The 25,507-nt window shown below is 65.2% G+C and carries 19 protein-coding genes; 4 read left to right on the top strand and 15 right to left on the bottom strand.

The features are described 5' to 3' along the window. Positions 1-116: 116 nt before the first annotated feature. The 4 genes from FA94_RS22260 to FA94_RS22245 are packed head-to-tail and all read right to left on the bottom strand — an operon-like array spanning position 117 to position 4,996. Entirely contained in the window at positions 117-1,082 is a 966-nt protein-coding gene (locus FA94_RS22260) for an HlyD family secretion protein (protein WP_035555221.1), read from the bottom strand. 56 nt (positions 1,083-1,138) lie between these two features. Further along, on the bottom strand, positions 1,139-1,339 hold the full coding sequence (locus FA94_RS22255; protein ID WP_035555218.1) for a DUF1656 domain-containing protein: 201 nt from the start codon (positions 1,337-1,339) through the stop codon (positions 1,139-1,141). Next, a complete protein-coding gene (locus FA94_RS22250) occupies positions 1,323-2,822 on the bottom strand; it encodes an efflux transporter outer membrane subunit (RefSeq protein WP_081936034.1) in 1,500 nt (499 codons plus the stop codon). Before FA94_RS22250 ends, FA94_RS22255 begins: the two co-directional genes overlap by 17 nt. Continuing rightward, positions 2,819-4,996, bottom strand: coding sequence for an FUSC family protein (locus FA94_RS22245; protein ID WP_035555215.1), 2,178 nt, complete (start codon positions 4,994-4,996; stop codon positions 2,819-2,821). The genes FA94_RS22250 and FA94_RS22245 overlap by 4 nt, the downstream gene beginning before the upstream one ends. A 264-nt stretch (positions 4,997-5,260) precedes the next feature. Between FA94_RS22245 and FA94_RS22240 the strand changes: the two genes are divergently transcribed. Then, positions 5,261-6,181: a LysR family transcriptional regulator gene (locus FA94_RS22240; protein ID WP_035562680.1), complete on the top strand. Its 921-nt coding sequence runs from the start codon at positions 5,261-5,263 to the stop codon at positions 6,179-6,181. A 9-nt stretch (positions 6,182-6,190) separates the two neighbouring features. Here the strand turns inward: FA94_RS22240 and FA94_RS22235 are convergent, their stop codons facing one another. From FA94_RS22235 to FA94_RS22225, 3 genes are all read right to left on the bottom strand, one after another. Continuing rightward, positions 6,191-9,217, bottom strand: coding sequence for an ATP-binding protein (locus FA94_RS22235; RefSeq protein WP_081936032.1), 3,027 nt, complete (start codon positions 9,215-9,217; stop codon positions 6,191-6,193). A gap of 172 nt (positions 9,218-9,389) precedes the next feature. Continuing rightward, on the bottom strand, positions 9,390-9,920 hold the full coding sequence (locus FA94_RS22230; protein WP_035562672.1) for a DUF3331 domain-containing protein: 531 nt from the start codon (positions 9,918-9,920) through the stop codon (positions 9,390-9,392). 44 nt (positions 9,921-9,964) lie between these two features. Next, complete coding sequence (locus tag FA94_RS22225; protein WP_035555211.1) at positions 9,965-10,957, bottom strand: MBL fold metallo-hydrolase; 993 nt, start codon at positions 10,955-10,957, stop codon at positions 9,965-9,967. A 242-nt stretch (positions 10,958-11,199) separates the two neighbouring features. Between FA94_RS22225 and FA94_RS22220 the strand changes: the two genes are divergently transcribed. From FA94_RS22220 to FA94_RS22210, 3 genes are all read left to right on the top strand, one after another. Further along, on the top strand, positions 11,200-12,336 hold the full coding sequence (locus FA94_RS22220; protein WP_035555209.1) for an FAD binding domain-containing protein: 1,137 nt from the start codon (positions 11,200-11,202) through the stop codon (positions 12,334-12,336). A gap of 251 nt (positions 12,337-12,587) precedes the next feature. Further along, the gene (locus FA94_RS22215; RefSeq protein ID WP_051980657.1) at positions 12,588-13,502 is read left to right on the top strand and encodes a helix-turn-helix domain-containing protein; all 915 of its coding nucleotides are present in this window, start codon (positions 12,588-12,590) and stop codon (positions 13,500-13,502) included. A gap of 248 nt (positions 13,503-13,750) precedes the next feature. Continuing rightward, positions 13,751-16,765: an ATP-binding protein gene (locus tag FA94_RS22210; RefSeq protein ID WP_051980656.1), complete on the top strand. Its 3,015-nt coding sequence runs from the start codon at positions 13,751-13,753 to the stop codon at positions 16,763-16,765. Here FA94_RS22210 and FA94_RS22205 read toward each other — a convergent pair. The 8 genes from FA94_RS22205 to FA94_RS22170 all read right to left on the bottom strand — a co-directional run bounded on the left by FA94_RS22205 (position 16,752) and on the right by FA94_RS22170 (position 25,475). Beyond that, entirely contained in the window at positions 16,752-17,573 is an 822-nt protein-coding gene (locus FA94_RS22205) for an alpha/beta fold hydrolase (RefSeq protein WP_035555206.1), read from the bottom strand. The genes FA94_RS22210 and FA94_RS22205 overlap by 14 nt on opposite strands. Positions 17,574-17,717: 144 nt before the next feature. Continuing rightward, a complete protein-coding gene (locus FA94_RS22200) occupies positions 17,718-19,472 on the bottom strand; it encodes an FAD-dependent oxidoreductase (RefSeq protein WP_035555203.1) in 1,755 nt (584 codons plus the stop codon). 77 nt (positions 19,473-19,549) lie between these two features. Next, the gene (locus FA94_RS22195; RefSeq protein ID WP_051981281.1) at positions 19,550-21,064 is read right to left on the bottom strand and encodes an alginate export family protein; all 1,515 of its coding nucleotides are present in this window, start codon (positions 21,062-21,064) and stop codon (positions 19,550-19,552) included. Between the two features lie 10 nt (positions 21,065-21,074). Next, positions 21,075-22,022 carry a VOC family protein gene (locus FA94_RS22190; protein ID WP_035555199.1) on the bottom strand — a complete coding sequence of 316 codons (948 nt, stop codon included), beginning with the start codon at positions 22,020-22,022 and terminating at the stop codon, positions 21,075-21,077. Between the two features lie 106 nt (positions 22,023-22,128). Beyond that, on the bottom strand, positions 22,129-22,803 hold the full coding sequence (locus FA94_RS22185) for a YoaK family protein (protein ID WP_035555195.1): 675 nt from the start codon (positions 22,801-22,803) through the stop codon (positions 22,129-22,131). 40 nt (positions 22,804-22,843) lie between these two features. Next, positions 22,844-23,116 (bottom strand): DUF1427 family protein, encoded by a 273-nt coding sequence (locus FA94_RS22180; RefSeq protein WP_035555192.1) that lies wholly within the window; start codon positions 23,114-23,116, stop codon positions 22,844-22,846. 32 nt (positions 23,117-23,148) lie between these two features. Further along, positions 23,149-23,790: an HD domain-containing protein gene (locus tag FA94_RS22175; RefSeq protein WP_035555189.1), complete on the bottom strand. Its 642-nt coding sequence runs from the start codon at positions 23,788-23,790 to the stop codon at positions 23,149-23,151. 215 nt (positions 23,791-24,005) lie between these two features. Further along, complete coding sequence (locus tag FA94_RS22170) at positions 24,006-25,475, bottom strand: mechanosensitive ion channel family protein (protein WP_035555186.1); 1,470 nt, start codon at positions 25,473-25,475, stop codon at positions 24,006-24,008. Positions 25,476-25,507 lie beyond the last annotated feature (32 nt).

Genomic DNA, 25,507 nt, shown 5'->3' with positions numbered 1-25,507 from the left:
ACCCATCATCAGCACCGTACGGCTGCATAACAGCCGGCGGTGCTGAATAGTTTCTACGGTCGTGATTCGTCAAACGTCAAGCGCGTCAATCGCCAGGCGTTAAGACGCTCAAACGTTCACGACGAGTGACCGTCTTTCGGCCGCAGCGTGACCGTGCAGGTCATGCCCATCGCGAGCTTCATCCCGGCGGGAATGTGGTCGAGATGCACCCGCACCGGCACGCGTTGCGCAAGGCGCACCCACGTGAAGATCGGATTGACGTCGGCGAGCAGATCGCCGTTGCTGGTCGGATTGTCGCGATCGGCAATCCCGCTTGCAAGGCTATCGACGTGCCCAAGAATCTCTTCGCCGCCCGACATCAGCCGCACCACCGCCTGATCGCCCACATGCACATGCGGCAGCTTGGTTTCTTCGAAGTAGCCATAGACCCAGAACGAATGCGAGTCGATCAGCGCCATTCGCGCGCTGCCGGCCGTGGCGAAATCGCCTGGATAGAGATTCAGATTGGTGATGTAACCATCGGTCGGCGCGTGCACTTCGCTGCGCGCGAGATTGAGCACCGCCGTCTGCTGCGCGACCTGTGCGGTCTTGACCTGCGCCTGGGCCGCGCTGTAAGCGGCGACGTCGGCGGCATACGCGGCGGCTGATTGCTTCGCGAGCGACGCTGCGTCGACGCGGCTTTCATCGGAAATCACATCGCCCGCCAGATTGGCGCGACGCGCCGCCTGCGCGCGCTTCATCGCGAAGCCGGATTCGCTGCCCGCCATCTGCGCGCGGGCCTGCTCCACCTGCGCCTGAGCGCGCAGCAGATCGGCATCGGCTTGCGCCACCGCGTAGTGGAAACGCGCCGGATCGAGCACGAACAGAATGTCGCCTTTGCGCACGAACTGGTTGTCCTTCACCCGCACTTCGCTGACGAGGCCGGAGACGTCGGTGGCAACCTGCACGACCTGGGCGCGAACCCGGCCGTCGCGCGTCCACGGCGAGAACATGTAGTCGAGCCACAGCAGGCGCACCAGCAGAATCGCCACGACGAGAAGGGTAAGCGTGAAAGCTGCGCGCAGCAGGGATTGCGTTTTCATCTTCTTGGCCGGACGTTGACGGTCGGTGAATTCATGGAAGCGTTTCAGTTGCGAGCTTATTGACGCAGCAACAGCGCGATGCCGCTGAACAGCGCGGCGAACAACGCGATGCGGAATAGCCCGGGGTGCCACGTATAGCGATAGAAGCCGAGCCTCGCCAGCACCAGATCGAGCACAAAAAACAGCAGCGCGCAGCCGACGAGAATCGGCAGCAGCCCCGGCACCAGCAGCGAGAACAGATCAATTTCGCCCGGCATCGCTGGCTCCTTGCGACACGTCGTCGGCCGGTGCGGACGCGAAACCGCCGCCCAGCTCTTTCATCAGAAGCGCCCACGCGTCGAGGCGTTTCGCCTGAATCTGCGCGAGGCTTTCCTCCTGCTGCAACTGTTCGTTCTGCGCGGCCAGCACGTTCAGAAATTCGGTGATGCCGCTGCGATAGCCGGTGTCGGCCAGCCGGAACGAGCGGCGCGCCGACGCCAGCGTGCTTTCCACCGACGCCTGCTGCTGGTCGAGCGAACGCAGCGACACCACCTGAATCGCCACGCCCTGCATCGCGTTCACCACGCTCTGGTTGTACGCGTCGACCGCGGCATCGCGCGAGGCGACTGCTACACCGTATTGGCCGCGCCGGCGTCCGCCGTCGAAGATCGGCAGCGAGATCGCGGCGCCTACGCCGTGACCCATGCCGTCGCTATTCAGAAAGTTGAAGAAGCCGCCGAAGGTCGCCGCCGAACCGAGCGACGCCGTCGCCAGCAAATCAATGTCCGGATAGAAGTTGGCGTGCGCGGCGTCGATGCCCTTGTCCGCTTCGAGCACGCGCCAACGCCCCGCCACCACGTCCGGCCGATGGCCGAGCAGGTCCGCCGGTAGCGACGCCGGCAACGCGACCGGCACGCTCAAGGCGAGGCCCGGACGGCGCAGCGTGTCGCCGTAACCCGGTCCTTTGCCGGCCAGCCCGGCGAGGACGATGCGGGTCAACGCAAGCTGCTGCTGCGCTTGCTGCACGCGCGTCGTGCTCGTCGCGAACTGCGTGGCGGCCTGGCTGACTTCGAGCTGACTGCCCACGCCCGCGTGCCAGCGGCGCGTTGCGATGTCGAGCGTGTGCTGCTGCTCGTCCTGCACCGCGCGGTAGACGTCCAGCAGCGCGTACTGCAACGACAACTGCACGTAGCTGCGCACCACGGCGGTTTGCAATTCGATTTCGGCGAAGCGCGCGTCGGCGGCGGTCGCATGCAGGTTGTCGAGCGCGCCTTCGCGAAGCGCGCGGGTTTTGCCCCACAAATCGAGGTCGTAAGAGAGATCCGCCTGGATGCTGTTGCTCCACACCGTCGTGCCGCCCGGCGGCGCCGGCGTGTTGTAGCGCGCATAGCGGCGGCGCTCGAAACTGCCGCCGGCATCGAGTTGCGGCAACTCGGCCGCACCGGCAATCTGTAGCTGGAAGTGCGCCGCGTCGATCCGCGCCTCGACCGCGCGCAAGCCGGGATTACCGGCCGTGGCGTCCTGCACCAGCGTGTCGAGTTGCGGGTCGCCCCACGGTTGCCACCAGCGGTCGGTGGGCCACTTCGCGTCCCGCTGGGTTGCGCGCAACGCGGCCCCCGCATCGAGCGATGCCGGGTCGATCATCGACTCGCGCGTATGGATGCCGCCGCTGTCGGTGCACGCGCCCAGCAGCGACATACACGCGAGCGCCGCCGCTATCGCTCGCGATCTCGTCAAGGTGAACAGACAACGCGCGCTCATGCCGGCGCTCCCGGGGTTTGCCACAGCCACACAGTATCGTCCTGCAAGGTCAGTTCCGTGAAGTGCAGCAACGCGCGCATCCGGCAATGCGTGAGCATCGCGGCATCCACCGTGTTGCTGTGCGTGATCGGCAACACGTCCAGCGCGCGCCGCGTCGCGGCCAAGGCGGCTTGAGCGGCCTGCGGCGCGGCACTGCAGAACAGCTCGGCGAGCGCCGCGAGCCACGCGTCCTGCGCGGCGGGCCAGCCGGTCGGCAGCGCGCCGCCGAGCCGTTCGGTATCGAGCCGCATCTGGATCATCGCGCGGCCAATCTCCAGCGCGGCGAACGCCCAGCCGATCAGACGATTGCGATCCACGCGCGGATCGACCGGCGCCGCCGCGATCTGGATGATGAAATCGCGCAGACTCAATTCGAAGCTGTAAAGCAGATCGTCGAGTTCGTCGTCACGTGCACTCTCCGCCACCAGCGCACGAATCTGCTTCAGGTACTGCGCTGAAATCCAGTCGCCCGCGCGCGGCACGATGGTCGAGAACGCGACCGCCGCGGCGGCGATACCGACCAGCAGCGCAAAGCCGGTATCGAGGTAAGCGCTCGGGTTATAAACAGTCGGATTCGAAATGCTGACAATGAAGCAAAAATAGATGCTGAAGCCGAGCCCGAGCACCGCCGTCTTCGCGAACGAATTCACGTAGCTGCCCACCATCACGAAGATCGCTATCGTCGCCGCGAGCAACGGAAAGTTATCGAAGCGCGGCAACAAAAAAAAGTTGAAGCCGAAGCCCGCCAGCCAGCCGGACAGGCAACCGCCGAAAATCTGCCAGCTCACCACGGCCGGGTTCGGCACGAGCGCAAATAGCGCACTGGTAATCGCCACCGCAACGATCGCGCTGGAGCCGTTCACCCAGCCCGACGCGAGCCACGCTGCCCCGACCGCCAGCACCGCGATCGCCGCGCGCGCGCCGGCTACCAGCGCCGCCGTGCGGTTGGCTGTCGCGCGAGTCCGGCCGATCCGGCTGAGCGCCTGAAACACCGACAGGCTCCACGGCTGCCGGTCCTCGACCCGCGCGTCGACATAAGCGCGGCACAGCAAGCGCAGATCAGCGATTGAAAAGAACAGCGCCGCGCCGGTGGTCGCCGCGAACTGGCGCTGCTGCGGCGCCTGGCCGTCGAGCGATCGAAGCAGACGCTCCAGTTGCGCGGGCAGCGCCTGTTCGAACGCGTCGAGACGAGCCAGCATGGTCTGCACCTGGTCGAGCGCGACCGGTTCCGTCTGGCGCAGATCCGGCACGATGGCGAGCAGGTCGCCGAGCAGTTCGTCGACGACCGCCAGCACGCGCGGACCGGCTTCGGCGGCGACCCGCGCCTTCAACTGATGCAGCGCATGAATCCACGCCACGGTGTCAAGAAAGCTCCGGTCGAGATCGAGAAACAGGTGGTTGTGCAGACGGATCGACGGATCTTCGAACACCGCGCCGCTGCGCAGCGTTTCCACGCCGGCCCGCTCGCGGATCAGGTCGAGAAACAGGTCGAACCCGGCAACGGCGGCCGTGCGTTCGAGCACCGCATGCAACGCATTCAACAGATGCGTGAAGTTGCGCTGGCTCGATGCGTAGAGCGCCGGCGTGACGCGCTGCGGAAACACCGCCGCGCTGATCACGCTCGCGCAGACCACGCCGATCACCACTTCGCTCACGGTGAAGACGACGTTGTCGAACACGCCATACGGATTCGACCACGCCGGCATCGCGGTGATCGCCGTGCCGTAGCCGGCCAGCACGAAACCATACGACTGAAAATTGCGGTAGTACGACGCGCCGAACACGCACGCGCCGATCCACGCCGCCAACGCGAGAAAGAACAGCAGCGGCTGCTGCGGGAACAACGCGATCAGCACAAGGCCCGCCAGACTGCCGCACACCATGCCCAGTCCGCGATAAAAACCACGCGCGATCACCATGCCGCTTTGCTGATGCATCATCACGATCACGCACGACACCATCGCCGTGCCCGGCGTGCGCAGTTCCAGGCGCATGCACAAGCCCATCGCCAGGGTCGCCGCCATGGCGACTTTAACGATGTGAAGCAGGCGCGGGGCGTCGTCGCTCCAGTACGCCTTCCACTCGTCACGCAGGCGCGGCGCGGCCGCGCCGTCGGCATCCGCGGGCGGCGTCATAGGGCAGTCGTCAAGCGCTGGGTGAGCATGGGTGGGTGGCCAGGGTGGCCGCGAAATAGCCCGGCGCCGTTCGGCTGCCGTAATCTGCCAAGGCTAGGCTATCCCGTCAAAAATGTCCTGAACCGGACTAAAAACACCTTAATGGATCGGCTCGCGGCGCGCGAAGAAAAAAGCCACGCGGGTCGCTGGAAGGCGTTGGAAAGCATTAGAAAAACGCGCGGAATCCAGTATGCTGGCGTACTTCAAGCCTTCCCGCCGTTCGCCATGAATCTCTCTTTCGAAGTGCTACAGGTGCTCGACGCCATCGACCGGACCGGCACCTTCGCCAGTGCGGCCGAAACGCTGCACAAGGTGCCGTCGTCGCTGACGTATCTGGTCCAGAAGCTGGAGCTTGATCTCGGCGTCAAGCTGTTCGACCGCAGCGGCAGGCGCGCCACGCTCACGCACGCGGGGCGCGTGGTGGTCGAGGAAGGACGCCGTCTTTTACAGGCGGCGGAAGACCTCGAATGCAAGGCCAAACGCATCCAGCACGGCTGGGAAACCGACCTGCATGTCGCGATCGACGAAATCATTCCGTTCGATCTGCTGTGGGACCACGTCAGCGATTTCTACAAGCTGAAGCTGGATACCCGCCTGCATCTGTCGAAAGAAGTGCTGGGCGGCTCGTGGGACGCGCTGCTGACGCGTCGCGCGGACCTGGTGGTGGGCGCGGCGGGCGACCCGCCGCCGATTCCCAATCTGATGGCCAAACCGATCGGCTCGTTAAAGCATGTCTTCGTGGTCGCACCGGATCATCCGCTCGCGTCGATGCCCGGCCCGCTGACGCAAGATCTCGTGGCGAAATATCGCGTAGTGGCGATCGGCGACACGTCGCGCAAACTGGCGCCGCGCACCATCGCGATTGCCGAGCACCAGGAGGTCATGACGGTCCCGACGCTCGAAGCGAAACTCGCCGCGCAGATCCGCGGTCTCGCGGCCGGCACAATTCCGGAATGCCTCGCCGCCGAGCCGCTGAGCCGCGGTGAACTGGTGCAGAAGGAAGTGATCGGCATGCGGCACACCACGCATTTCTATCTCGCGTGGCGCGGCGACGAAACGGGTAAGGCGCTGCGTTGGTGGGTCGAGCAACTGGACCGGCCGAACCTGATCGACGACGCCGCGCAACAAAGAATGATGCACGGCTGAAGAGCCGACCTAGTCGCGCTCTACCACGTTGCTTCGAGCGTCTTCGTCGAATGAATCCGCGCGGGGGCGGGGAATTCTGACGGTGGCGGGTTGTGAGACTTTTAAGGCTGTTGAGGCGATAGCGGCTGAAGCGCCGCCCTGCTCGCCGGCCGCCGCCGAGGCGATCAGCAGCACGTTGGTCGCGGCCTTGAAGTCGTCCCAGTCGAGCCCTTCGGTCAGCTTCGCGCATGCGGAACTGAGCAACTGCGCCGCCTCGACGCTGCGGCCTTGCGTGTGCCACAGCGCGCCCAGGCTGGTCGCGGCACGCAGTTGCAACGAGCGGCAGCCTTGCGCGAGCGAATCTTCCAGCGCCGCGATCAAACAGTCTTCCGCATCGCGCGCCACGATCTCCGACGGCGGCGCACCCGCCGGCGCCATCAGCAGCAATTCGCCATGAATGCGCCTGAGTTCGCCGGCATACCAGTGGTCGCCGGTTTCGTCACAACGCATCAGCGCGCGCGTCACCGTGGCCACGCCTTCGTCCCGTTGACCCGCGCGGCCGAGCGCGAGACTGTACTGACCGATCAGCATCGCGCGCGGCGCGCCAAATTCGAGCGACTCGAGATGGTCCAGCGCGACACGGAACGCATGCAGACGCTCCGGGCTGACGTCGTCCAGCGAGCGCAGGTATTCGCCGAAACAACGGCAACAGGCTTGCGCCACGCTCAAGCCCGCATGCGTCGCGACTTCGTGCAGCAGCGCGAGCGCCTGAGTGGCCCGCTCCCGCTTGCCCGATAACAGCGCGAGCGGCACCAGCGCCTCGATCAGCACATAGCATTTGACGATCGCCTGTTGCTGATTGCACGCGTCGACAACGCACGCCTCGGCGTGCCGCATCGCCTGATCGCGCCACCCTTGCAACCACAGCACGCGCGCCAGCGTCGCGCGGCCGACGATACCTTGATCGATCGAACGCCCGAGCGGCAGACCATAGCGCAAGCTGTCGCAGCGCAGCAGCAGTTGTTCGATCGACGCGCGCGCCTGCTGCTGATCGCCCGCATAGTGCGACGCGATGCCCAGCAACCGGTACGCGAGCACCGCGTTGCCCGCGTCGCCGGTTTCGGCCGCGCGCGACGCGAAGCGCTTCGCGAACGCCAGTGCATTGCGCGCCGCGCCGGACGACTGGCTCCCATTCCACATGCCCCACAAGGCCCGCGCTTCGAACGCCGCGTCGCCGAGCGCAATGGCCGACGCCAGAATCTCGGACCACAGGCCGCGCGTTTCGCGATCCGGTCCATTGACGTAGACCAGCGCCGCGCCGAGCGCCGCCTGCAGTTCCATCCGAACCCGCAGATGGTGAGTCGAGCGCGAGCCGTAGTGCGTTGCCGCGACGGCGTCGAGCGCCCGCCGCGCCCACCTGCAGCATTCGTCGACCAGCGAAAGTTCATACAGCAGAAAGACCGTCTTCACGGCCAGCGTCTCGCCGAGCGCTTCGTCGCCCTTGGGCGACAGCGCCCAGCCGAGCGCCGCGCGCACGTCGTCCAGCAGCGCGCGCATGCGCTGATACCAGGCGTCGGAAAACGCGTTCGCCGGGTCCGCGCGACCCTGCGCCTCGCGCTCCAACAGACTCAGGAAGTAACGCGCGTGCTGCAGCGTGACGCTGCGCCGCTCGCCGTTGTCTTCGAGCTTCTGGATCGCGTAGGCGCGCATGGTCTCCAGCAGCCGATAGCTGGCGCGGCCGCCTTCCATGCGCGTCACCACCAGCGATTTTTCGACCAGCCCGGAGACGGCGGCGATCACGTCGAGTTCGCGCATTGTGTCGTCGCCGGCTACCGCGATCGCCGCTTCCATCGTGAAGCTGTTGACGAAGATGCCGAGCCGCCGCAGCGTCGCGCGCTCGGCGTCGTCGAGCAGCGCGTGGCTCCAGTCGAGCGTGGCCTTCAAGGTCTGATGGCGCGGCAGCGCCGTGCGATTGCCGCCGGTCAGCATGTTGAAGCGATCGTCGAGATGGCCGGCGAGCGTCTCGATGCCGAGTATCGCCGCGCGCGCCGCCGCCAGTTCGATCGCGAGCGGAATGCCGTCGAGACGGCGGCACACCTCGCCGGTCAGGTGAATGCTTCTCTCATCGGAGAAAAAACGCGTGTCGATCGCGCGGGCACGCGACACGAACAGCTCGACCGCACTGCATTGCAGCACCTCCTGGCTGGGATCGTCCCGCGCCGGCACGTCGAGCGAAGCGACCCAGTACAGATGCTCGTCGGCAACACGCAGCGGCTCCCGGCTCGTGGCCAGCACGCGCACCGTGGGACTCACATTCAGGAGCGTCTCGGCCAGTTCCGCGGCGGGCCCGAGCACGTGCTCGCAGTTGTCGAGCACGAACAGCATGCGCCGCTCGCCGATTTCCCTGGTGAGGGTGGCGAGCGTCAGCGGACCCATCGACGGCGTGACGCCGACGCTCGCCGCGAATGCGGCCAGCACGCCGCTCGCGTCGGTGGCGGAAGCCAGCGAGACCAGATAGACGCCATCGGGAAAACGCGTCAGCAGGCCACGCGCGATCTCGACCGCGAGGCGGGTCTTGCCGATGCCGCCCGATCCGACCAGCGTCACATGGCGAGCCGACGACAAGGCCAGCGCGACGTCTTCGAGCGCTTTGCCGCGGCCGATCAACGGCGAGTAACTGCCAGGCAGGTTATGGGGAGTGGCGGGATGAGAGGTGGCGCGCTCGGCCACGTGTTCTTCGTGGTCCGCGTCGTCGGGCGCATTCGGCGCGCGGCTCTGCAGCAAGCGGTAGCCTCGGCCGGACACCGTGCGAATCAGTCCGCGACTGTCGCCGAGCATCTTGCGCAGCGCCGACATATGCACTTGCAGATTGTTTTCTTCGACGATCGCATTCGGCCAGACGGCCTTCAGCATCTCGTTCTTCGACACCAGTTCACCGTTCGCGGCGATCAGCACGGCCAGCATATCGAATGCGCGGCTGCCCAGCCGGACGGGCTTACCGTCGGCAAGCACTTCCCGGCGCTCGAGATCGACCAGAAGCGAACCTATGCGAATCATTACCTGAGTTCCCTGACGCAACGAATGGAGGAAAAACTGAGGAATGCCCGCTCAGCGTTGCGTCCCCGAAGTCTAGAACATCGATGGCAATGGATGCGCGAAAAAAACTGAACGTATGATTCAAAAAATTTGTACTAAGCACGCACTGCATGACGCGCCGCTTACGCGCTAGCTAGCGCATGCTGCCCGTCATCGCCACCTTCATGGCCGGCAGTTGCTCGACCACCGAGGCGAGAATCATCGCCGCCGCATTGGCCGGAATCGACGCGCGCACTCTCGGCTTGTAGATCATGTCGTCGCGCCGGATCACCGCGCCGCTCAACGCGCAGCGCCCCTTGAGCCGGGCGCGGCAACTGATCCACACCTGGTCGGCGTAGCGGCAGCGCGTGGCGTCCTGCCACAGCACCGCGATCGACGACTCGGACAAGCGCTCCACCACTTCCACCTGAACGTGCGGCGACAGCGCATAAGCCGCGCGCCGCGAAGCAGGCCGCAGCAGGAAGGCTTCACCCGCGCCTTCGCCCTCGCCCTCGTTCCGGTCGACGCGGCGCAACGCGTGGATCACGTGATTCCATACCGACACACCGGCGTCATCGAAGGCTGCGCCGCTCTGCTCGTACGAAGCCTGGCAAGCTGCCTGACGGGCGCCGTTCGCTTGCAGCGTGTGCTGTCTGACCGAGGCCGAAACCGTTTCCGTTTTCATTTGCCGTTCTCTCGAAGTGATGAAAGACGAACCCGACGCCGCGATCATGGCGCAGGTGCGGCTTCGTAGTTGACTGGTACCCAGTCATACGTCGTGCCGTTCCTTCTGATATGCCCCAAGCCCGGAAACGCGATGTGCGCGGCGCCCACCAGATAGTGCCGGTCGGCCGCGAGGTTCAGCGCGTAGCGGCGCGAGCGCTGTGCCGACGCCGCGTCGGTGTCGTACTCGACGGTGGCCGCGGGGTTCTGCAACTGGATCGATGCCACATGAATCACATCGCCCCACACCAGCAGATCCTTCGCCTCGCTGTCGACAAGATACGCCGTATGACCCGGCGTATGGCCGGGCAACGCGATGGCGTGAATACCCGCTTCGAGGTCCGTATTGCCGCTGAAGGTCTTGAACCGCCCCGCCGCGACATAAGGCGCGACGGACGCGACCGCCGCGTCGAAGAAGGTGCTGAGGAAACTCGGCGCGGTCAGCTTGTTAGCCGGATTCAGCCAATAGTCCGCTTCGGCCTGGCTGACCCGCACCACCGCATTCGGAAACACCATCGCGCCGTTGGCGATGATGCCGCCCACGTGGTCTTTATGCAGATGCGTGAGCAACACTTCGTCCACCTGCGCGGGTTGATAGCCGGCAGCGCGCAGATTGGCCAGCATATGCCCGCAGCAATCGCCGTACAGCACGCCTGCGCCGGTATCGATCAGAATCAGTTTGGAGCCCGTGTTGATCAGAAACGCGTTGATCGAACCTTGTACCGGCGCATGCAGAAAATCGCGTTCGAGGTCGCGGGCGATTTCAGCTTTCGGAACGCCTTCGACGACCGTGTCGATCGGAAACGGATGCGTGCCGTCGAGCAGCGCGGTCACTTCGAATTGCCCGACCATGATCCGGTAAAAGCCCGGCCCCTGGGTTCGGACCTGCGGCGCGGCGGCCGACGCGGCAAGCGGCCAGGCGCTCACGATCATGCTCAATATCACGAGGCACCAGGCTTTTGCCTGCATGGACCACGCGTGCCGGATCTGCTTCTTCATTACGTTCCTGTGGGTTGTCTCAACGGTGAAAAAAGCATACGACGACGCGTCCGTAACCGTTGCTAATTTTTATTAATTGTCCTGAGCCAGCGGGGTTTTCAGGGCGGTTTCAGGCCCGGGTTCAGTCCATTAATGCCAGAATGAAACCCTGCCCGACGCGCTAAAGTCCGCATTAACGCAAGGCCAATGAAAACCCCTTCCGCTTCGACCGAAGCATCACTTCGATCCACAGCGCAACGCCTATGAAAATTGCTATCGCCGGTGGTTCGATCGCGGGCCTCGCCTGCGCGTTGACGCTGACCTGCAAGGGTCACGACGTCCACGTCTATGAACGCTCAGCGGCGCCGCTGCGCGGTCGCGGCGGCGGCGTGGTGGTGTTGCGGCAGATGTTCCACTTTCTCGAACAGCACGGCTATCCGGTGCGCGGCATGCTGTCGGTGCCCGCGCACCGGCGCCGCTGGCTCGACGCCGAGGGCGGCGTGATTCGCGACGAGCCCGAGTTGCTGCCGTTCTCGTCGTGGGACGCCGTCTACCGGTCGTTGTGCAGCATGCTGCCGTCCGGCGCGATGCATTACGGGCACACGGTCGCCCGCCTCGCGCAAGACGCGGAGGGCGTGACGATCCAGTTCGACGAGCACGCCGAGCCGCTGCGCGCGGATCTCCTGATCGCCGCCGACGGCACCGGCTCGCGGCTTCGCGCCATGCTGTTCCCAGCCAGCGCGTCGTCTTACGCGGGCTATATCGCGTGGCGCGGCGTGGTGGACGAAAGCGCGTTCCAACACGCCGATATCGCGGAGCTGATCGAGAACATGACGCTGTTACGCGCGGACGGCGCGCTGTTCATGACATTTCTGATTCCCGCGCTCGACGGCTCGCTCGAAGCGGGCAAGCGCCGCTTCAACTGGCTCTGGTATAGAAACGAAACCGACGCGGCCACGCTCGCTTCGTTTCTGACGGACCGCGAAGGCCGGCATCACCATGCGTCGATCGCGCCCGGCGAACTGTCGGCGCACTCGCTCGCGCATCTGCAACACACGGCCGCTGGGCATTTGCCGCCTGCGCTGTCGCAACTGGTGGCGGCCACCGGTGCGCCGTTCCTGCAAGCCATCGCCGACGTGCTGAGTCCGTCGTTCGCTCAAGGGCGTGTCGCGCTGGTCGGCGACGCCGCCTGCACGCTGCGGCCGCATACGGGTTCGGGCACCTCGAAAGCCGCCGACGACGCCGTCAGCCTCGCACAAGCACTCGGTGCATCCACGGCGACACCGGACGTGGTCCGAGCGCTCGCCGACTGGGCCACGGCGCGGCGCGCGGCGGTCGAACCGCTGCGTCTCAAAGGACCACGACTGGCTGAGTCGTTCGGTCTTGGGTCGCCGTCATAACGCGGCAAAGCGCGTCGGCGCGGATATCCGCTCATGGCGAACACCAGCGACATTACACAGCCCATTGCACGCCCATAGAAAGCCGACTAAAGGCTTATTGAATTACACACTGGAAGCTCAACGAAAATAAATATTTAACATTTGTCTTTTTCCGAGATAATCGCGCCACCACGCCGACTTTCACCCTCCATGATTTTGGCCAGACGCAGCGGACTGACAATCTGCCGCGCGACAAACAGAGGTGACGGATCATGCTCAACGACGCAGACATTTTCACCACCACGGCATCCCGGCAAAAAGACTCACTCGGATGTGTTTCCAATCAACTGCATAAAGACCTCGAACTGCACACCGGCGAGTTCACGTTTTATCGTAAATGCCGGCGCGAGCAGAACACCAGCGAAGTCGCTACGCCACCGTCGGACCGAGGCTTCCTGATCGGCGTTTCGCTGGCGGCCGGGCACCGTCGGCGGATCGTGTCCAACAACCGGTCGACCCTGCACGACTTCGAAGAGAACTCGGTCTACGTTCGCAATTTCGAAGACGACTACCGGGCCGATCTGCACGGCGCGTTCGACTTCGTGCTCGTCGAGCTGTCACACGCATTCGTCACGAACACCTGCTATGAGCGCGGCGGTTCGGCGATCACCGGCTTCTCGTCGCTGCTGGGCAAGAAGGACCCGATCTTCGGTCACCTGGCGCAAGTGCTCGCGCTGACTTTGGACAGCCGTAGCGAGGCCAGTCCGCTGTTTGTCGAGCAACTGGGTGTCGCGCTCGGCACGCATCTGATCGACCGCTATGGCAAGGTCGCGAGCGAGTCGGACAAGAAAAGCCGGCGCCTCTCTAGCCTGCAGGAAACCCGCGCGAAAGACATGTTGCTCGCGAAGACGCAAGGCAGCATCTCGCTCGAAGAAATCGCCAGCGCGTGCAATCTGTCGCGCAGTTACTTCATCCGCGCGTTTCGCGAGACCACGGACCGCACGCCGCATCAGTGGCTGGTGGAGCGGCGCATCGATCGCGCGCGCGATCTGCTGAAGCATTCCGACGCGCCGTTGTCGGAGATCGCGATTGCTTGCGGCTTCGCCGATCAAAGCCACTTCACCCGCACCTTCTCGCAACTGGTCGGCGCGCCGCCCGGCACGTGGCGCCGCGAGACCCGCAAGTAAAGTAAAGCGCGCCGGCCCTCGGCGCGCTTCGATCGACCGGCTTCAAACAGCCCTGCTTTAATCAGACGATAGCCCGCCCGAGCGCGGCAACGACTTTCTTACAAAGCATCGTACTTACATGCAAGACGCAAGGGTTGGGTCAGGGTAACGTCGAGCCTGCCAAACTCAGCCGCCCAGCCCGTCCAGTCCCGCCGGCGCACAGTCGTGTTTTCCATGCACGCCCCCTATTCCTGAACCTGAAGAACATCATGATCGAAATAGGCAGCTTCCAGATCGATCTGGACATGCGCACTTTGCGGAAGAACGGCGAGGTCGTGCATGTCGGGTCACGCGCCTTCGATATTCTCGCGGTCGTCGCGTCCGCCGGCGGACGCCTCGTCACGAAAGACGAGCTGATGGACAGCGTCTGGCCGAACACGGTCGTCGAAGAAAACAACGTTCAGGTCCACCTGTCGGCGCTGCGCAAAATCCTCGGCCCGGACCGCGATCTGATTCTCACGGTGCCTGGCCGCGGCTACCAGCTTCTGCAGCGGCGCAAGAACGCGAGCGCCGCCCAGTTCGCCGCACCGGCGAGCAACGCGCGCAGCCTGCCGCCGTCCAAGGCTGGATTGCAGGGACGTGACAACGCAGTCCGGCAGATTCGCGCGATGCTGTCGCAAACGCATGTGCTGACACTCGTCGGCGCGGGCGGCATCGGCAAGACGAGTCTCGCGATCGAAGCCGCTCGCCACACCGCGGGTGACTTCAACGAACCGGTGAGCTTTGTCGAACTGGCCACACTGAGCACTCAGATCGAGGCGCTCCGCGCGATCGCCGACACCTGCGGGCTCGACCTGCCCGAGCCGCCCACCGTGGCGCAGTTGGCCGAGGCGTTCGGCCAGCAACTCAGGCTGCTGGTGCTCGACAACGCGGAGCATGTGATCGGCGCCATCGCGACGATCGTCGATGCGATCGTGGCCGGCAACGACCAGCTGCGCGTACTGGTCACGAGCCGCGAACCGCTGCGCATTCTGCCCGAGGCGGTCTTCCGGGTCGATCCGCTCGACGTGCCGTTACCGCAGGCAGGCGCGGCCGACATTCTGCGCTGTTCGGCGGTGAAGCTGTTCCTGCAGCGCGCCAACTCGCTGCAAAGCGCCATTGGCGCCGACCCGGAGGAATTGCGCCTGGTCGGCGAGATCTGCCGCCGGCTGGACGGCATTCCGCTCGCGATCGAACTCGCAGCCGCGCGCGTCGTCGCGCTGGGCGTGGAAGGCGTGTACCGCCGGCTGGACGATCGCATGGCGATTCTGGCAGGCGGCTACCGCACCGCGCTGCCGCGTCATCAAACCTTGCGCGCAACCTTCGACTGGAGCTTCGCGATACTCGACACCGACACGCGGACCCTGTTCCGCCGTCTGGCGATCTTCGGCGGCAGCTTCACATTCGAAGCGATGTGCGCGGTCACCTGCGACTCGGAGCATTCGGTCGCGAACGCGATCAGCGCGATCACGGAGCTCGTGGCGAAATCGCTCGTGAACGTCGAGTTCGACGGACCGGTCGCGAAGTACCGCCTGTCCGAATCGACCCGTGCGTATGCCTTGGAGAAGCTGGTCGCCGAGGGCGAGTTGCAGACCATCACGTCGCGCAATGCCCGCTATCTCTCCAGTTGCTTCCAGGCACAAACGGACGAGAGCCAGCGCAACCACGCCACCAATCCGCAGGAGCGCCAGCAAACGCTGGAAGACGCACGCGTGGCCTGTGACTGGGCCTTTTCGCCCGACGGCGATGCGCGCGTCGGCGTCGAACTGGCGTCGAACCTGGTGAGCGCATTGCTCGATGCGGGCATGATCGAAGAATGCTGCACCCGCGCCACGCAGGCGGTGGACGCGCTCGACGCACTGCCCGCCGGCGCCGTCGATACCGCCAGCGACATGCGCGTGCGCGCGGCACTGGCTTCGGCGTTGCCGTATGTGTGCGGACCGGTGTCCAAAGCGGCGCAACTCTGGCGCGACGTGCTCGCGCGCGCCGCCGCGAGCGGCGACCAGACCGTCCAGGCTCACGCGCTATGGGGCTTGTGGAACACCATGCTGTCGCTGGGCAACATCAATGAATCGATCAACGTGGCGAAGCAGTTCCAGCAACTCGCTGCGCAGCACGGCACGCCATGGCAGAAGATTCTCGCCGACCAGGTCGGCGCCATTTCGCAGCATTGTCATGGTCAGCACGCACTGGCCAAGGCCGGACTGGAGAACGTCGGTCAACGCATCGTGCAGATGCGGCGCGACGCGCAGAGCGGCGGCTGTTTCGCGGTCGATCCCGCGGTGTACTGCAACGGCACGCTCGGCCGGATCGCGTGGCTGCAGGGCGACCCCGACGCGGCCACGGCATTGATCGATACCGTCGTCGACACGATCCGTCCTGACACGCTCGAACCGTCGCTCACGCACGTGCTGGGCGCCACGGTCATTCCATTCGCGCTGATGTCCGGCGATCTGGCGCGCGGCTCGCGCTTTATCGACATCATGCGATCGCAGGCCGCGCTGCACGGCTTCACGAACTGGCTGGACTATTGCGACTGCCTGGCCGCCTGCCGCGACATTCTCGAAGGACGCGCCGAACAGGCGCTAGCGGTGCTCGACACGCGGCTCGACGCGTTGATGTCGCGCGGCTTCCGGCGCCTGATCACGCCGTTTATCGTGGCGTACGCCGAAGCACTGATCGAACACGGACGCATCACGGAAGCTGCAGCACGACTCAACGACGCGCGCGACTTTTGCCGCAGCAACGGCGAACTGTTTTTCCTGCCGGAAGTCTGGCGGGCATTCGGTCTCGCGGCTCAAGCCGAAGCGGCGCAGCACGCGAAAGCGAGCGACGCCTATGAGGTGAAAATCGCGTCCGCGTCCGCGTGCTTTTCGGAAGCACGGCAGCTTGCCCGCGAGCAGGGCGCGAAGATGTGGGAGTTGCGGGCGTCGACGGCCATGGCGCGTTTGCTCGACGCACAAGGCCGTGCAGACGAAGCCGTCGGTTTGCTGGCGCCGCTCGTAGCCGAGTTGCAACGCGCCGCCGGTACGTCCGATGCGAAGGCGGCGCAGGCCTTGCTCGGCAAGCTGCGCAAACGCAGCGGGAAGAGCGACGCGAAGACCAGGAACGATGCGAACACCACCTCGACGAGCGCGGTAAAAACCGTCCGCAAAGGCGCCGGCAAGAGCGGCGAAAAAGCCGTCTCACGGCGTCGACCGGCGGAGAACACACCGCCGCCGGCCTACTCCGCTACGACTGAATGAATTCGAGCAGATCCGCGTTCACGCGGTCCGCGTGCGTCGTGCACAAGCCGTGCGAGGCGCCTGCGTAAATCTTCAGCCGCGCCTGCGGCATGAGCTTCGCCGTCGGCACGCCCGAGATGCCGAGCGGCACCATCTGATCATCGTCGCCTTGCAGCACCAGCGCCGGCACGGTGACGCGCCGAAGGTCGTCGGTGAAGTCGGTTTCCGAAAATGCCTTGATGCAGTCGTACACCGCCTTGATCGAGGTCTGCATGCCGTCGCGCCAGAAGGCGTCGAGCGTGCCTTGCGACACCTTGGCGTCCGGCCGGTTCGCACCGAACAGCGGCGCCGCGACGTCCTTCAGAAATTGCGCACGGTCGGCGCGCACGCCCGCGCGCATGCCGTCGAATACCGCCATCGGCAGGCCGTCGGGATTCGCCGGTGTTTGCAACATGAGCGGCGGCACCCCGGCGAGCAACACCGCCTTCGCCACCCGCTTCGTGCCATGGCGCGCGATGTAACGCACCACTTCGCCGCCACCGGCCGAATGACCGACCAGCATCGCGTCCGTCAGATCGAGCGAGTCAAGAAGCCCGGCGAGATCGTCCGCGTAAGTGTTCATGTCGTGGCCCTGCCACGGTTGCGACGAACGCCCGTGACCGCGACGGTCATGCGCGATCACGCGGTAGCCACGCTCGGCGAAGAACATCATCTGCGCGTCCCAGGCGTCCGCGTTGAGCGGCCAGGCGTGGGAAAACACAATCGGCTGGCCCGTGCCCCAATCCTTGTAATAGATCGACGTGCCGTCCGCAGTGGTGAAGTAAGACATGATTCGTGCTCCGTGTGATGTGATCGAGCGGTCCGCGCGTATGCGCCGGCGCGTAGGTCAGTGCCTGGGCCGGCGCTCGCGCATGACTCGTTTTGGGAATCCGCAATAAGGCGTACAGAAAAGTCCGGCGCGCGAACCGAAACGCTATGCGGCGACGGCCGCCGTCCGGCTCAGATACGCGTGAATCTGACTCACCACCGCCGCGCCGTCGCCCACCGCGGCGGCCACGCGTTTGGCCGACTCCGAGCGCACGTCGCCGACCGCGAACATGCCCGGCACGCTGGTTTCGAGTGGATAGCGCGCGTTCGCTTCCGGCGAGATCCCATGCTGTTCGCTGCGAGCGAAGCCGGTGACGACGAAGCCGCGATTATCGAGTTCGACACCGCTCGCGCCGAGCCAATCGGTCTTCGGGTCCGCGCCGATAAACAGAAACAGATGGCGCGTTTCGAGCGTCTCGTCGATCGTTGCGTCGCTCTGCTCGTCCTCGCGACGAATCCGCAACTGCGTGAGACCGGCTTCATCGCCGTCGAGTCCTTGCAGCACGCAACGCGTGCACAGCGTCACATTGGGCAGCGATCCGATCCGGTCGATCAGATACCGCGACATGCTCGAACACAGGTCCTCGCCGCGAATCAGCACGCGAATGCTGCGCGCGAAGTTGGCCAGAAACACCACCGCCTGGCCGGCCGAATTGCCGCCGCCCATCAGCACGATGTCCTGCCCCTTCACCAGCTTCGCTTCGATCGTCGACGCCCAGTAATAGGTGCCGCGTCCTTCGAAGTTCTCGAAGCCCGGCACCGACGGTTTGCGGTACGCCGCGCCGCTCGCCACCACGACCGTGCGAGCGCTGATGCGCTGCCCGTCGAACAGCGACAGCACGAACAAACCGTCCTGCCGCTCCACGCACAAGACCTTGCCGGGAATCGCCAGATGCGCGCCGAACTTCAGCGCCTGCTGGAACGCGCGCGCGGCGAGCGCCTGACCGGAGATGCCGGTCGGAAAGCCGAGGTAGTTTTCGATCCGCGAACTGGCGCCCGCCTGGCCGCCCGGCGCGCGTTGATCGAACACCGCGACCGACAAACCCTCGGTCGCCGCATAGACCGACGCGGCGAGTCCCGCCGGCCCCGCGCCGACAATCGCGACGTCGTACACATGCGAAGGCTCGAAGGTCGGCACCAGCCCGAGGCATGACGCGAGCTGCGCCTCGTCCGGCGCGCGCAGCACCGAGCCGTTCGGGCAGAACACCAGCGGAAAATCGCCGGGGCCCGTCGTCATGCCGCCCAGCAGCGTGATCGCTTCGGGATCGCTGCGAGCGTCGATCACCATCGCCGGATACGCATTGCGGCGCAGAAAGCCTTGCAGTCTGACGAGCCGCGCATCGTCGCCATTGCCGACGATGATCGGCCCCAGCCCCTGCTCGATCAGTCCGAGCCGCCGCAGGATCAGCGCACGCATGATGTGCTCGCCGAGTTGCGCGTCGGCGACGATCAGCGCACGCAGCCGCTCCGGCTCGATCACGAGCGTCTCGACCTCCGTCAACGCAATGCCGTCGATCAACGCCGGCTTGCCGGACAGCTGCGCCATCTCCGCCATGAAATGGCCGTCGTCGTGTTCGGTGACGAGCGTCGCACGGCCGAAACTATCGCGCGACTCGATCCGCACGCGCCCATGCAACAGCACGAACAGGCCGAGCGCCACGCGTCCGGTTTCGAAGATGAACTCGCCCGCCTTGAACGACATCGGCCGGGCGAAGCGCCGCAGGCTCTGAATCTCCGCCGCCGACAGGCGCGGGAACATCTGATGCTGCCGGTATTCCAGCGAGGAAAACGGAAACTCGAGTTCCGACGACGCGGCGACTGCTGCTGCGTCGGCAGCGGCGGAAAAATCCTGGGTGCTCATGACATGACCTCTTCTAGCGCGTCATCGTGACGACGGAATGCAAACCCTGCCGCTTTACCGTTTTGCAGCTCTACGCTCTACCAGCCGAACTTGAATTCGGCGCCGATATAGTCGGCATTGCGCGCGCCCAGATCGCGCAGCGACGGTCCCACCTGGAAATGCACCGCTTCCACGGCCGCGGTGAGATTGGCGGCGACCGCATAGTCGGCGCGCAACTGCGTGTAGAAACCGGTCCAGCTCGTACCGTGGCCCGCCGTGCCCGGCACGACCGCCGAGCCTTGCTGATAGACGGCGTCGGCGGTCGTCTCGCGCCATTGCAGACCCACGCCCGCGAGCAGCGTCAGCTTGCTGTTCGGCTTGAGCGTCAGCGTCGGCTTCACGTGAATCAGGTTGGCGTAACCGGTGTAGCCGGCCAGCGCGAAGTAATAGCCGTTCGGAAACAGCGGATTGAACGTGCCGATACGGCCGTCGCCCGGATGGTTGTCGCCCGAGGCGGCATCCACCTGCACGCCGAGACGCGGTGTCCACGGCGCGGAGGCCAGCGTGTAACCGGCCAGCGATCCGACCGCCCACGCGCCGATCGTTTTGTTGCCCACGTGCCCCGACTGATACATGCCTTCGACGTCCCAGTCGATATGCCCGAGCGTGCCGGCATAACGCGCGTCGAACACGTCGCGATGCTCGTTGCCGGTGGCATCGAGAAAACGCGCGTTGTTGCGGTTGTAGCGCGAGTAATACGCGGACACGTCGCCGGGTCCGACGCCTTTGCGCTCGACCCGCACGCCGCTGAACGTGAGGTCGCGGTTGGACACGTCGTCGAAATCCGAGTTGTCGCGATACTGCACCGGCTGCGACGCGTAGGCGATCCAGCGCCACGGGCCGGTTTCATAGTCGGCCCAGAGGGCGTCGAACGCCTGACGCACGTTCGGGCCGTCGCGCACGGAAATGAACCGCTGCAAGTCGAACGCCATTTCCTGGCGACCGACGCGGAACTTGAACGTGCCCGGTCCGAGCGGTTCGGTAATCGCAACGAACGCCTGACGCAAATCGAGCGGATTCTTGTCGACCGGCGTGACGTTGTCCTTGCCGTAGGGCTGCGCGCTTTCGATCTGCGTGAAGATCTGCACATGCGGGCCGAGGTGCACGTCGGCGTGCACTTCGAGTCGCTGCAGCAGATAGGTATCGTCGTGCCCGCTGCCGAGACCGAAGAGTGGCGCATCGTTCATCTCGACCCGCTCGCGCCACACCATGCCGAGCGAAATATAGGCGTCGGGATTGCCGAACAACGGGATGTACTTGAGCGAATCGAACGGCTTTTTCGGCACGCACGGATTCGCCAGCACCGACCAGTTTTCCTGCCAGCGGTTGAACATGATCGCCGGCCGCGCGCACGACGCGGCCGGCGTGGCGGCCGCCGCCACGGTGTCGCTGCCCGCCGCGGTATCGTCCGCGCTGCCCAGCGCGGTATTCACCGCGGCGGCGGCCGGCAGCGCCGCCGCCAGCCCCGTGCTCAGCAGCAACGCACGAACCGCGCGCAACGCGCTGTCGCGCCGCCCCCGGCTCCCAGCGTTGCCCAACGCCGACCGATTCATGAAGACCGCTTCACTGACCATCGTGCACTTCGGCAATGTAGCCACCCGGGAATTCGAGCATCGCGGTCTTGTGCGAGCCGACGGTGTACGCCGGAACCAGCACCTTCGCACCGGCCGCTTGCGCACGTTCGAGCGTTTGCGCGACGTCGGCGACCGCGTAGCCGGTGGTCTCACGTCCGAACGGGAACGGCAGCTTGCCGTCCGTCACGAACACGACCATGCGGCCGAAACCCGAACTGATATGAATCTCGCGCACCGTCTCGCCCGGACGGCCGATCACGCCGGCATCCGCGCGCGGATTGTCCGACACCACCTTGCCGTGCGAGAAGTGCAGCCAGCGGCGCACGAAGTTGTTCGCTTCGTAACGCGACACGTACACGCGGTTATCCGGCACGCTCTGTAGCGGCGCATAGTTCGGCGCCTTGGTGTGCCAGTAGAGCTGCATCGTCAGACCGCCCGGCCATTGAATGATCGCGTCCTTGCCGATCGGGTCGTCGAACGAATCGACCAGCACGTCCGCGCCGGCCGCACGCGCGGCCTTCACGGCCTGATCGATGTCGGTGACGAGGTAGCCGGTGCGCTCATTGCCGAACGGATACGGCACCGGCGTTTCGAAGCCAAACACCGACAGCATGCCGACCGGCGTCTGCACGTATTGCGACGCGGTTTTGCTCGGCGTCGGCGTGACCGTGAACACGGCGCGCGGCGACGCCTTGCCGCCGAACGTCGTGACGAAGCTGTTGACGAACGCGTCGAGGTCGGCCTCGGCAACATACACGTGGGTCGTATCGTACTGCGCCCCGACCGACACGTCGGGGTGCTTCACCAGCGCCGTTCTGGCGCCCGGCACTTCCGCCGGACCGGCATCGGCGAAAGCGGACGAAACGGGCGCGAAGCCGATTAGCAGCGCGGCGGACAGCAGCGCGAGAGGACGAAACGGATGCAGCGATTTGAACATTTGGATTACCCGATTGTGTTAGCAACAATTGAATGAACGGCCTCGGCACCACGAGGCCGGATGGGTTGATCGGCGGAGAGCGGCGCGTCCGGCGCCGTGGCGCGAATCATGTCGCGGCCCGCCGCTTCCAGGCCAGAAACAGCAGCACGGCCACGGGCAAGGCAACGGCGATGAACGACACCCGCACGAAAGCCAGCGCGCCGGCCATCGCCCCGACGGCGAAACCGCCCATGGCGGCGAGCGTCGACTTGAGCCGTCCGCTCACCTTCTGCCCGTGATCGCCTTGCGTGCCGCGATGAATCAGTTCGACCACATCCAGCACCACCTGCGTGACATTGCCGGTCATCACCGTATTCGGCAGGCCGGTCACCTGCAGCAGCCGGCCGCGCGCGTTCTGCACACCCATGCCCATCGTGCCCAGCACGCCGCAGATCAGCACCATGGCGGCGCTCGCATCCGTGATCGGCGTCGCCAGCATGCCGGTCACGAGGAACGACGTCAGCAGCGCGGCCTGCAGCAGGTACAACGCGCTTGCCGCCTGCGCCGCGTGGTGGCGCTCCAGAAACTTGAAAATCACGCTGCTCATGGCAATGCCGACGATGAACGACGGAAACGCCAGCAGCTTCAGCAGCACCCCCTGGCCCACACCGGCCACTTCCGCGCCGATCAGCACGAAGTTGCCGGTCACATGCGCGGTGAACAGGCCGAACAGCGCGATGAAACCGAGCGTGTCGACGTAGCCCGCGATCAGCGCGAGGATCGTGTCTTCGTGCTGGTTCACCCGCGCCGCTCCGTGCTGTGCAAGCAGTCCACGCGCGCCATCAGCCGCCGTCCTTCGGCGCGCCCGGCGTGACCGTCTTTGGCACCGCGCCGCCGTTCGCCTGCGCGACCTGCACCGCTTGCGGCTGGGTCTGGCTCTGCGTTTGTTCCTGCGCGAAGAACTGCGCCTTGACGACCGGTATCGCGTGTTCGCCCAGCACCATGCCGAGCAGCCCAGCGAGCGCGATCAGCGGCGGCGCCGGCGATTGCACTTTCAGTAGCCAGTACAGCAATCCCACGCCGAAACCGACGCCCAGTGAAATGAGGTAGCCCATGCTTTGTTTCCTTTCCAGAATCCACTTCAATTTCAATTCGACCAGTCCGAACCCAGCACCAGTCCACAAAAATTCAGCCGGCGATAGTTCGGATCCCACCGGTCCAGCACGTCGGCATTCACCGTCCCGTACGTCGTCGCGGGACGATGCTCCATGCCGCGCGCGTACGCTTCGATCAGCTTCTTCTTGAAGCCGGATTCGCGCGGATACGCCTGCACGATTTCGTCGCGCTGCTGCGCGGTGAATTCGTCGTAATGCTCGCCGCGCACGTCCATCTGCACACCCGCGCTAATCATCGCCACCAACGGCGACATGTACTGCGGAATGCCCGGCGTGGTATGCAACGCAATCGCCGTCCAGACTTCCTTGATGTCGCTGTCGGGCACGGCATGCTGCTGCAGAAACTCACGCGCGGCGTTCGCGCCGTCCACCTCGAAGCGATGCGGCGAGCTTCGATACTTCAGGTTCAGCCCGGCGTTGTGAAACAGCGCGCCGACGTACAGCAGTTCGGCGTCGAACGTCAGGTTGTCGCGGTATCCCGCCAATGCGCCGAACAGAAACGCGCGCTGCGCGTGATGGAACATCAACTCGGACTCCATGCCGCACATCAAATCGCTTGCTGCCTGAGCCACTACGCCATCGGGAATCTCGACGCCGGCAATGGTTTTCTTCATCTCAAGTCTCCGTATGGGACGTCCCCGCCGTGGCGCGCTCCGGCGCTGACGGGGCGGCCTCGCCGCCAGGCCAGGCGGGACGAAACGAGGTCAGGTCCACTCCATTGCAGCGTAACGAGTTAACCCCATAAAGACTTTGGCGCTTTCTTAAAAAGACTTAATCGACGCGACGGTTATGCCGAACCGATCGAAGCCGCGCACGCCGGGCGTGGCCGTCACAGCGTCAGCTCGTGGAAGCGACGTACACCGTCGCGAATCCATTGCAGCAGGCCGCCGGGGTTGTCCTCCACGTCGTGCGGGGACGCCAGCAGCAATTCTTCCGTAGCGTGGTGTTCGGACAGCAGACGGCACATTTCCTTCGCCACGTCGGGGCGCCGCTCGAGCACCGGCGTCAACGCGGTCTTATCGAGCCGGAACACGGTGGCGCGCGTTGTGGCGCGCACGATCACCGCCGTCCTGACGCCCGCCAGAATGCCCGACTGGCCGATCGAATCGCCGGGCGCGAGGCGCCGCAACTCGACCTCGCCGCCGTCTTTCGAGACGACCGCCTTGGCGACCCCTTGCGCGAGAATGTGCAGTTCGTGGCCGCTCTCGTCCGCGGCCGTGTAAATGGTTTCGCCGACATCGAACTCGTGCCGGGTGAGCTTCGCGGCGAGTTCGGTCAGTTCGTTGTCTTCGAGCGTGCGGAAGATCAGCACGTTGCGCAGCAGGCGCTGCTTCTCGGTCATGCCGGCAGGCGCCGGCTCGGGCACCGACAGCGGCTGCAACAGCACGCCGCGCGACGCCAGATGCCGGTGCGCGAGATCGAACAGGTCGTTGCGCACCTCGATTTTTCTGTCGAGTTCGGCGACGTAGCAGACGATCTCGTACTCGATCGCGTCGTTGGTTGCGCGCCGCACGCTGACAACCGGTTTGGGATCGTCCAGCACGCCCTCGGCGCTCTGCGCGGCGTTCGACAGCGCCGCCAGCACGAGCGCCGGCCGGATCGACGGTTTGATCGGCAGCACGACGCTGATGCCATGCGTATGCGACGGCTGATTCGCGTTGACGATGTTGGTGCGCGCCGCCACGCTGTTCGGAATCACGACGATATTGCCCTGCCCGTTCAGCAGGCTGGTGGCGCGCCAGTTGCTCTCGATCACCTTGCCTTCCACCTCGCCGATCGTGACCCAGTCGCCAATCCGAAACGGCTCGGTGGCGTTCAGCACGACACCGGAAAAAACGTCGTTCAGCGTGCTCTGAATCGCCAGCCCGAGCACGACGGCTAACGCCCCGGAGGTGGCAAGCAGCCCGCGCACCGGCAGTTGCAGCACGAACGCGATCGCGCCGACTGCGGCGGCCAGAAACAGCAGCGCGCCGAACACGTCCTGAAACAGTCGCTCCTTGTGCCAGGTTTCGGGCAGCACGGTGCGATCCAGCACGATGGTCAGCAGCCGCGCGCCCTGCAGCCACCAGACCACTTCCAGCACTTGCGCGAGCAGATGACGCAGCGGTTGATCGGGCCACGGCGCCGCACGCAGCGGATTCATGCCCGAACTGAACAGCACGTAAGTAGACAGGGCGAACAGGAGCGCCCGGAATGCCAGGCGCGCCTGATCGCTCGTGCGGATCATGAACCGCCACGCGAGAAAATCGAGCACCAGAATGCCGAGGCCGAACAACACGCCGTCAGTCAGAGTCGGCATACAGATCCTCGCTCGCGGGGTGGGTTGAACCA

It is taken from the genome of Burkholderia sp. 9120, assembly GCF_000745015.1.
GTDB lineage: Bacteria > Pseudomonadota > Gammaproteobacteria > Burkholderiales > Burkholderiaceae > Paraburkholderia.
The sequence above is the reverse complement of the archived record's forward strand: the minus strand, read 5'-3'. Positions and strand labels throughout refer to the sequence as shown.

What these genes read in the sequence shown, in the direction of transcription:
- FA94_RS22250 (WP_081936034.1), bottom strand. Translation starts at nt 2,822, where the DNA reads ATGAGCGCGCGTTGTCTGTTCACCTTGACGAGATCGCGAGCGATAGCG.
- FA94_RS22205 (WP_035555206.1), bottom strand. Translation starts at nt 17,573, where the DNA reads ATGTCTTACTTCACCACTGCGGACGGCACGTCGATCTATTACAAGGAT.
- FA94_RS22230 (WP_035562672.1), bottom strand. Translation starts at nt 9,920, where the DNA reads ATGAAAACGGAAACGGTTTCGGCCTCGGTCAGACAGCACACGCTGCAA.
- FA94_RS22255 (WP_035555218.1), bottom strand. Translation starts at nt 1,339, where the DNA reads ATGCCGGGCGAAATTGATCTGTTCTCGCTGCTGGTGCCGGGGCTGCTG.
- FA94_RS22175 (WP_035555189.1), bottom strand. Translation starts at nt 23,790, where the DNA reads ATGAAGAAAACCATTGCCGGCGTCGAGATTCCCGATGGCGTAGTGGCT.
- FA94_RS22260 (WP_035555221.1), bottom strand. Translation starts at nt 1,082, where the DNA reads ATGAAAACGCAATCCCTGCTGCGCGCAGCTTTCACGCTTACCCTTCTC.
- FA94_RS22200 (WP_035555203.1), bottom strand. Translation starts at nt 19,472, where the DNA reads ATGAGCACCCAGGATTTTTCCGCCGCTGCCGACGCAGCAGCAGTCGCC.
- FA94_RS22215 (WP_051980657.1), top strand. Translation starts at nt 12,588, where the DNA reads ATGCTCAACGACGCAGACATTTTCACCACCACGGCATCCCGGCAAAAA.
- FA94_RS22220 (WP_035555209.1), top strand. Translation starts at nt 11,200, where the DNA reads ATGAAAATTGCTATCGCCGGTGGTTCGATCGCGGGCCTCGCCTGCGCG.
- FA94_RS22180 (WP_035555192.1), bottom strand. Translation starts at nt 23,116, where the DNA reads ATGGGCTACCTCATTTCACTGGGCGTCGGTTTCGGCGTGGGATTGCTG.
- FA94_RS22195 (WP_051981281.1), bottom strand. Translation starts at nt 21,064, where the DNA reads ATGAATCGGTCGGCGTTGGGCAACGCTGGGAGCCGGGGGCGGCGCGAC.
- FA94_RS22245 (WP_035555215.1), bottom strand. Translation starts at nt 4,996, where the DNA reads ATGACGCCGCCCGCGGATGCCGACGGCGCGGCCGCGCCGCGCCTGCGT.
- FA94_RS22235 (WP_081936032.1), bottom strand. Translation starts at nt 9,217, where the DNA reads ATGATTCGCATAGGTTCGCTTCTGGTCGATCTCGAGCGCCGGGAAGTG.
- FA94_RS22210 (WP_051980656.1), top strand. Translation starts at nt 13,751, where the DNA reads ATGATCGAAATAGGCAGCTTCCAGATCGATCTGGACATGCGCACTTTG.
- FA94_RS22225 (WP_035555211.1), bottom strand. Translation starts at nt 10,957, where the DNA reads ATGAAGAAGCAGATCCGGCACGCGTGGTCCATGCAGGCAAAAGCCTGG.
- FA94_RS22240 (WP_035562680.1), top strand. Translation starts at nt 5,261, where the DNA reads ATGAATCTCTCTTTCGAAGTGCTACAGGTGCTCGACGCCATCGACCGG.
- FA94_RS22170 (WP_035555186.1), bottom strand. Translation starts at nt 25,475, where the DNA reads ATGCCGACTCTGACTGACGGCGTGTTGTTCGGCCTCGGCATTCTGGTG.
- FA94_RS22190 (WP_035555199.1), bottom strand. Translation starts at nt 22,022, where the DNA reads ATGTTCAAATCGCTGCATCCGTTTCGTCCTCTCGCGCTGCTGTCCGCC.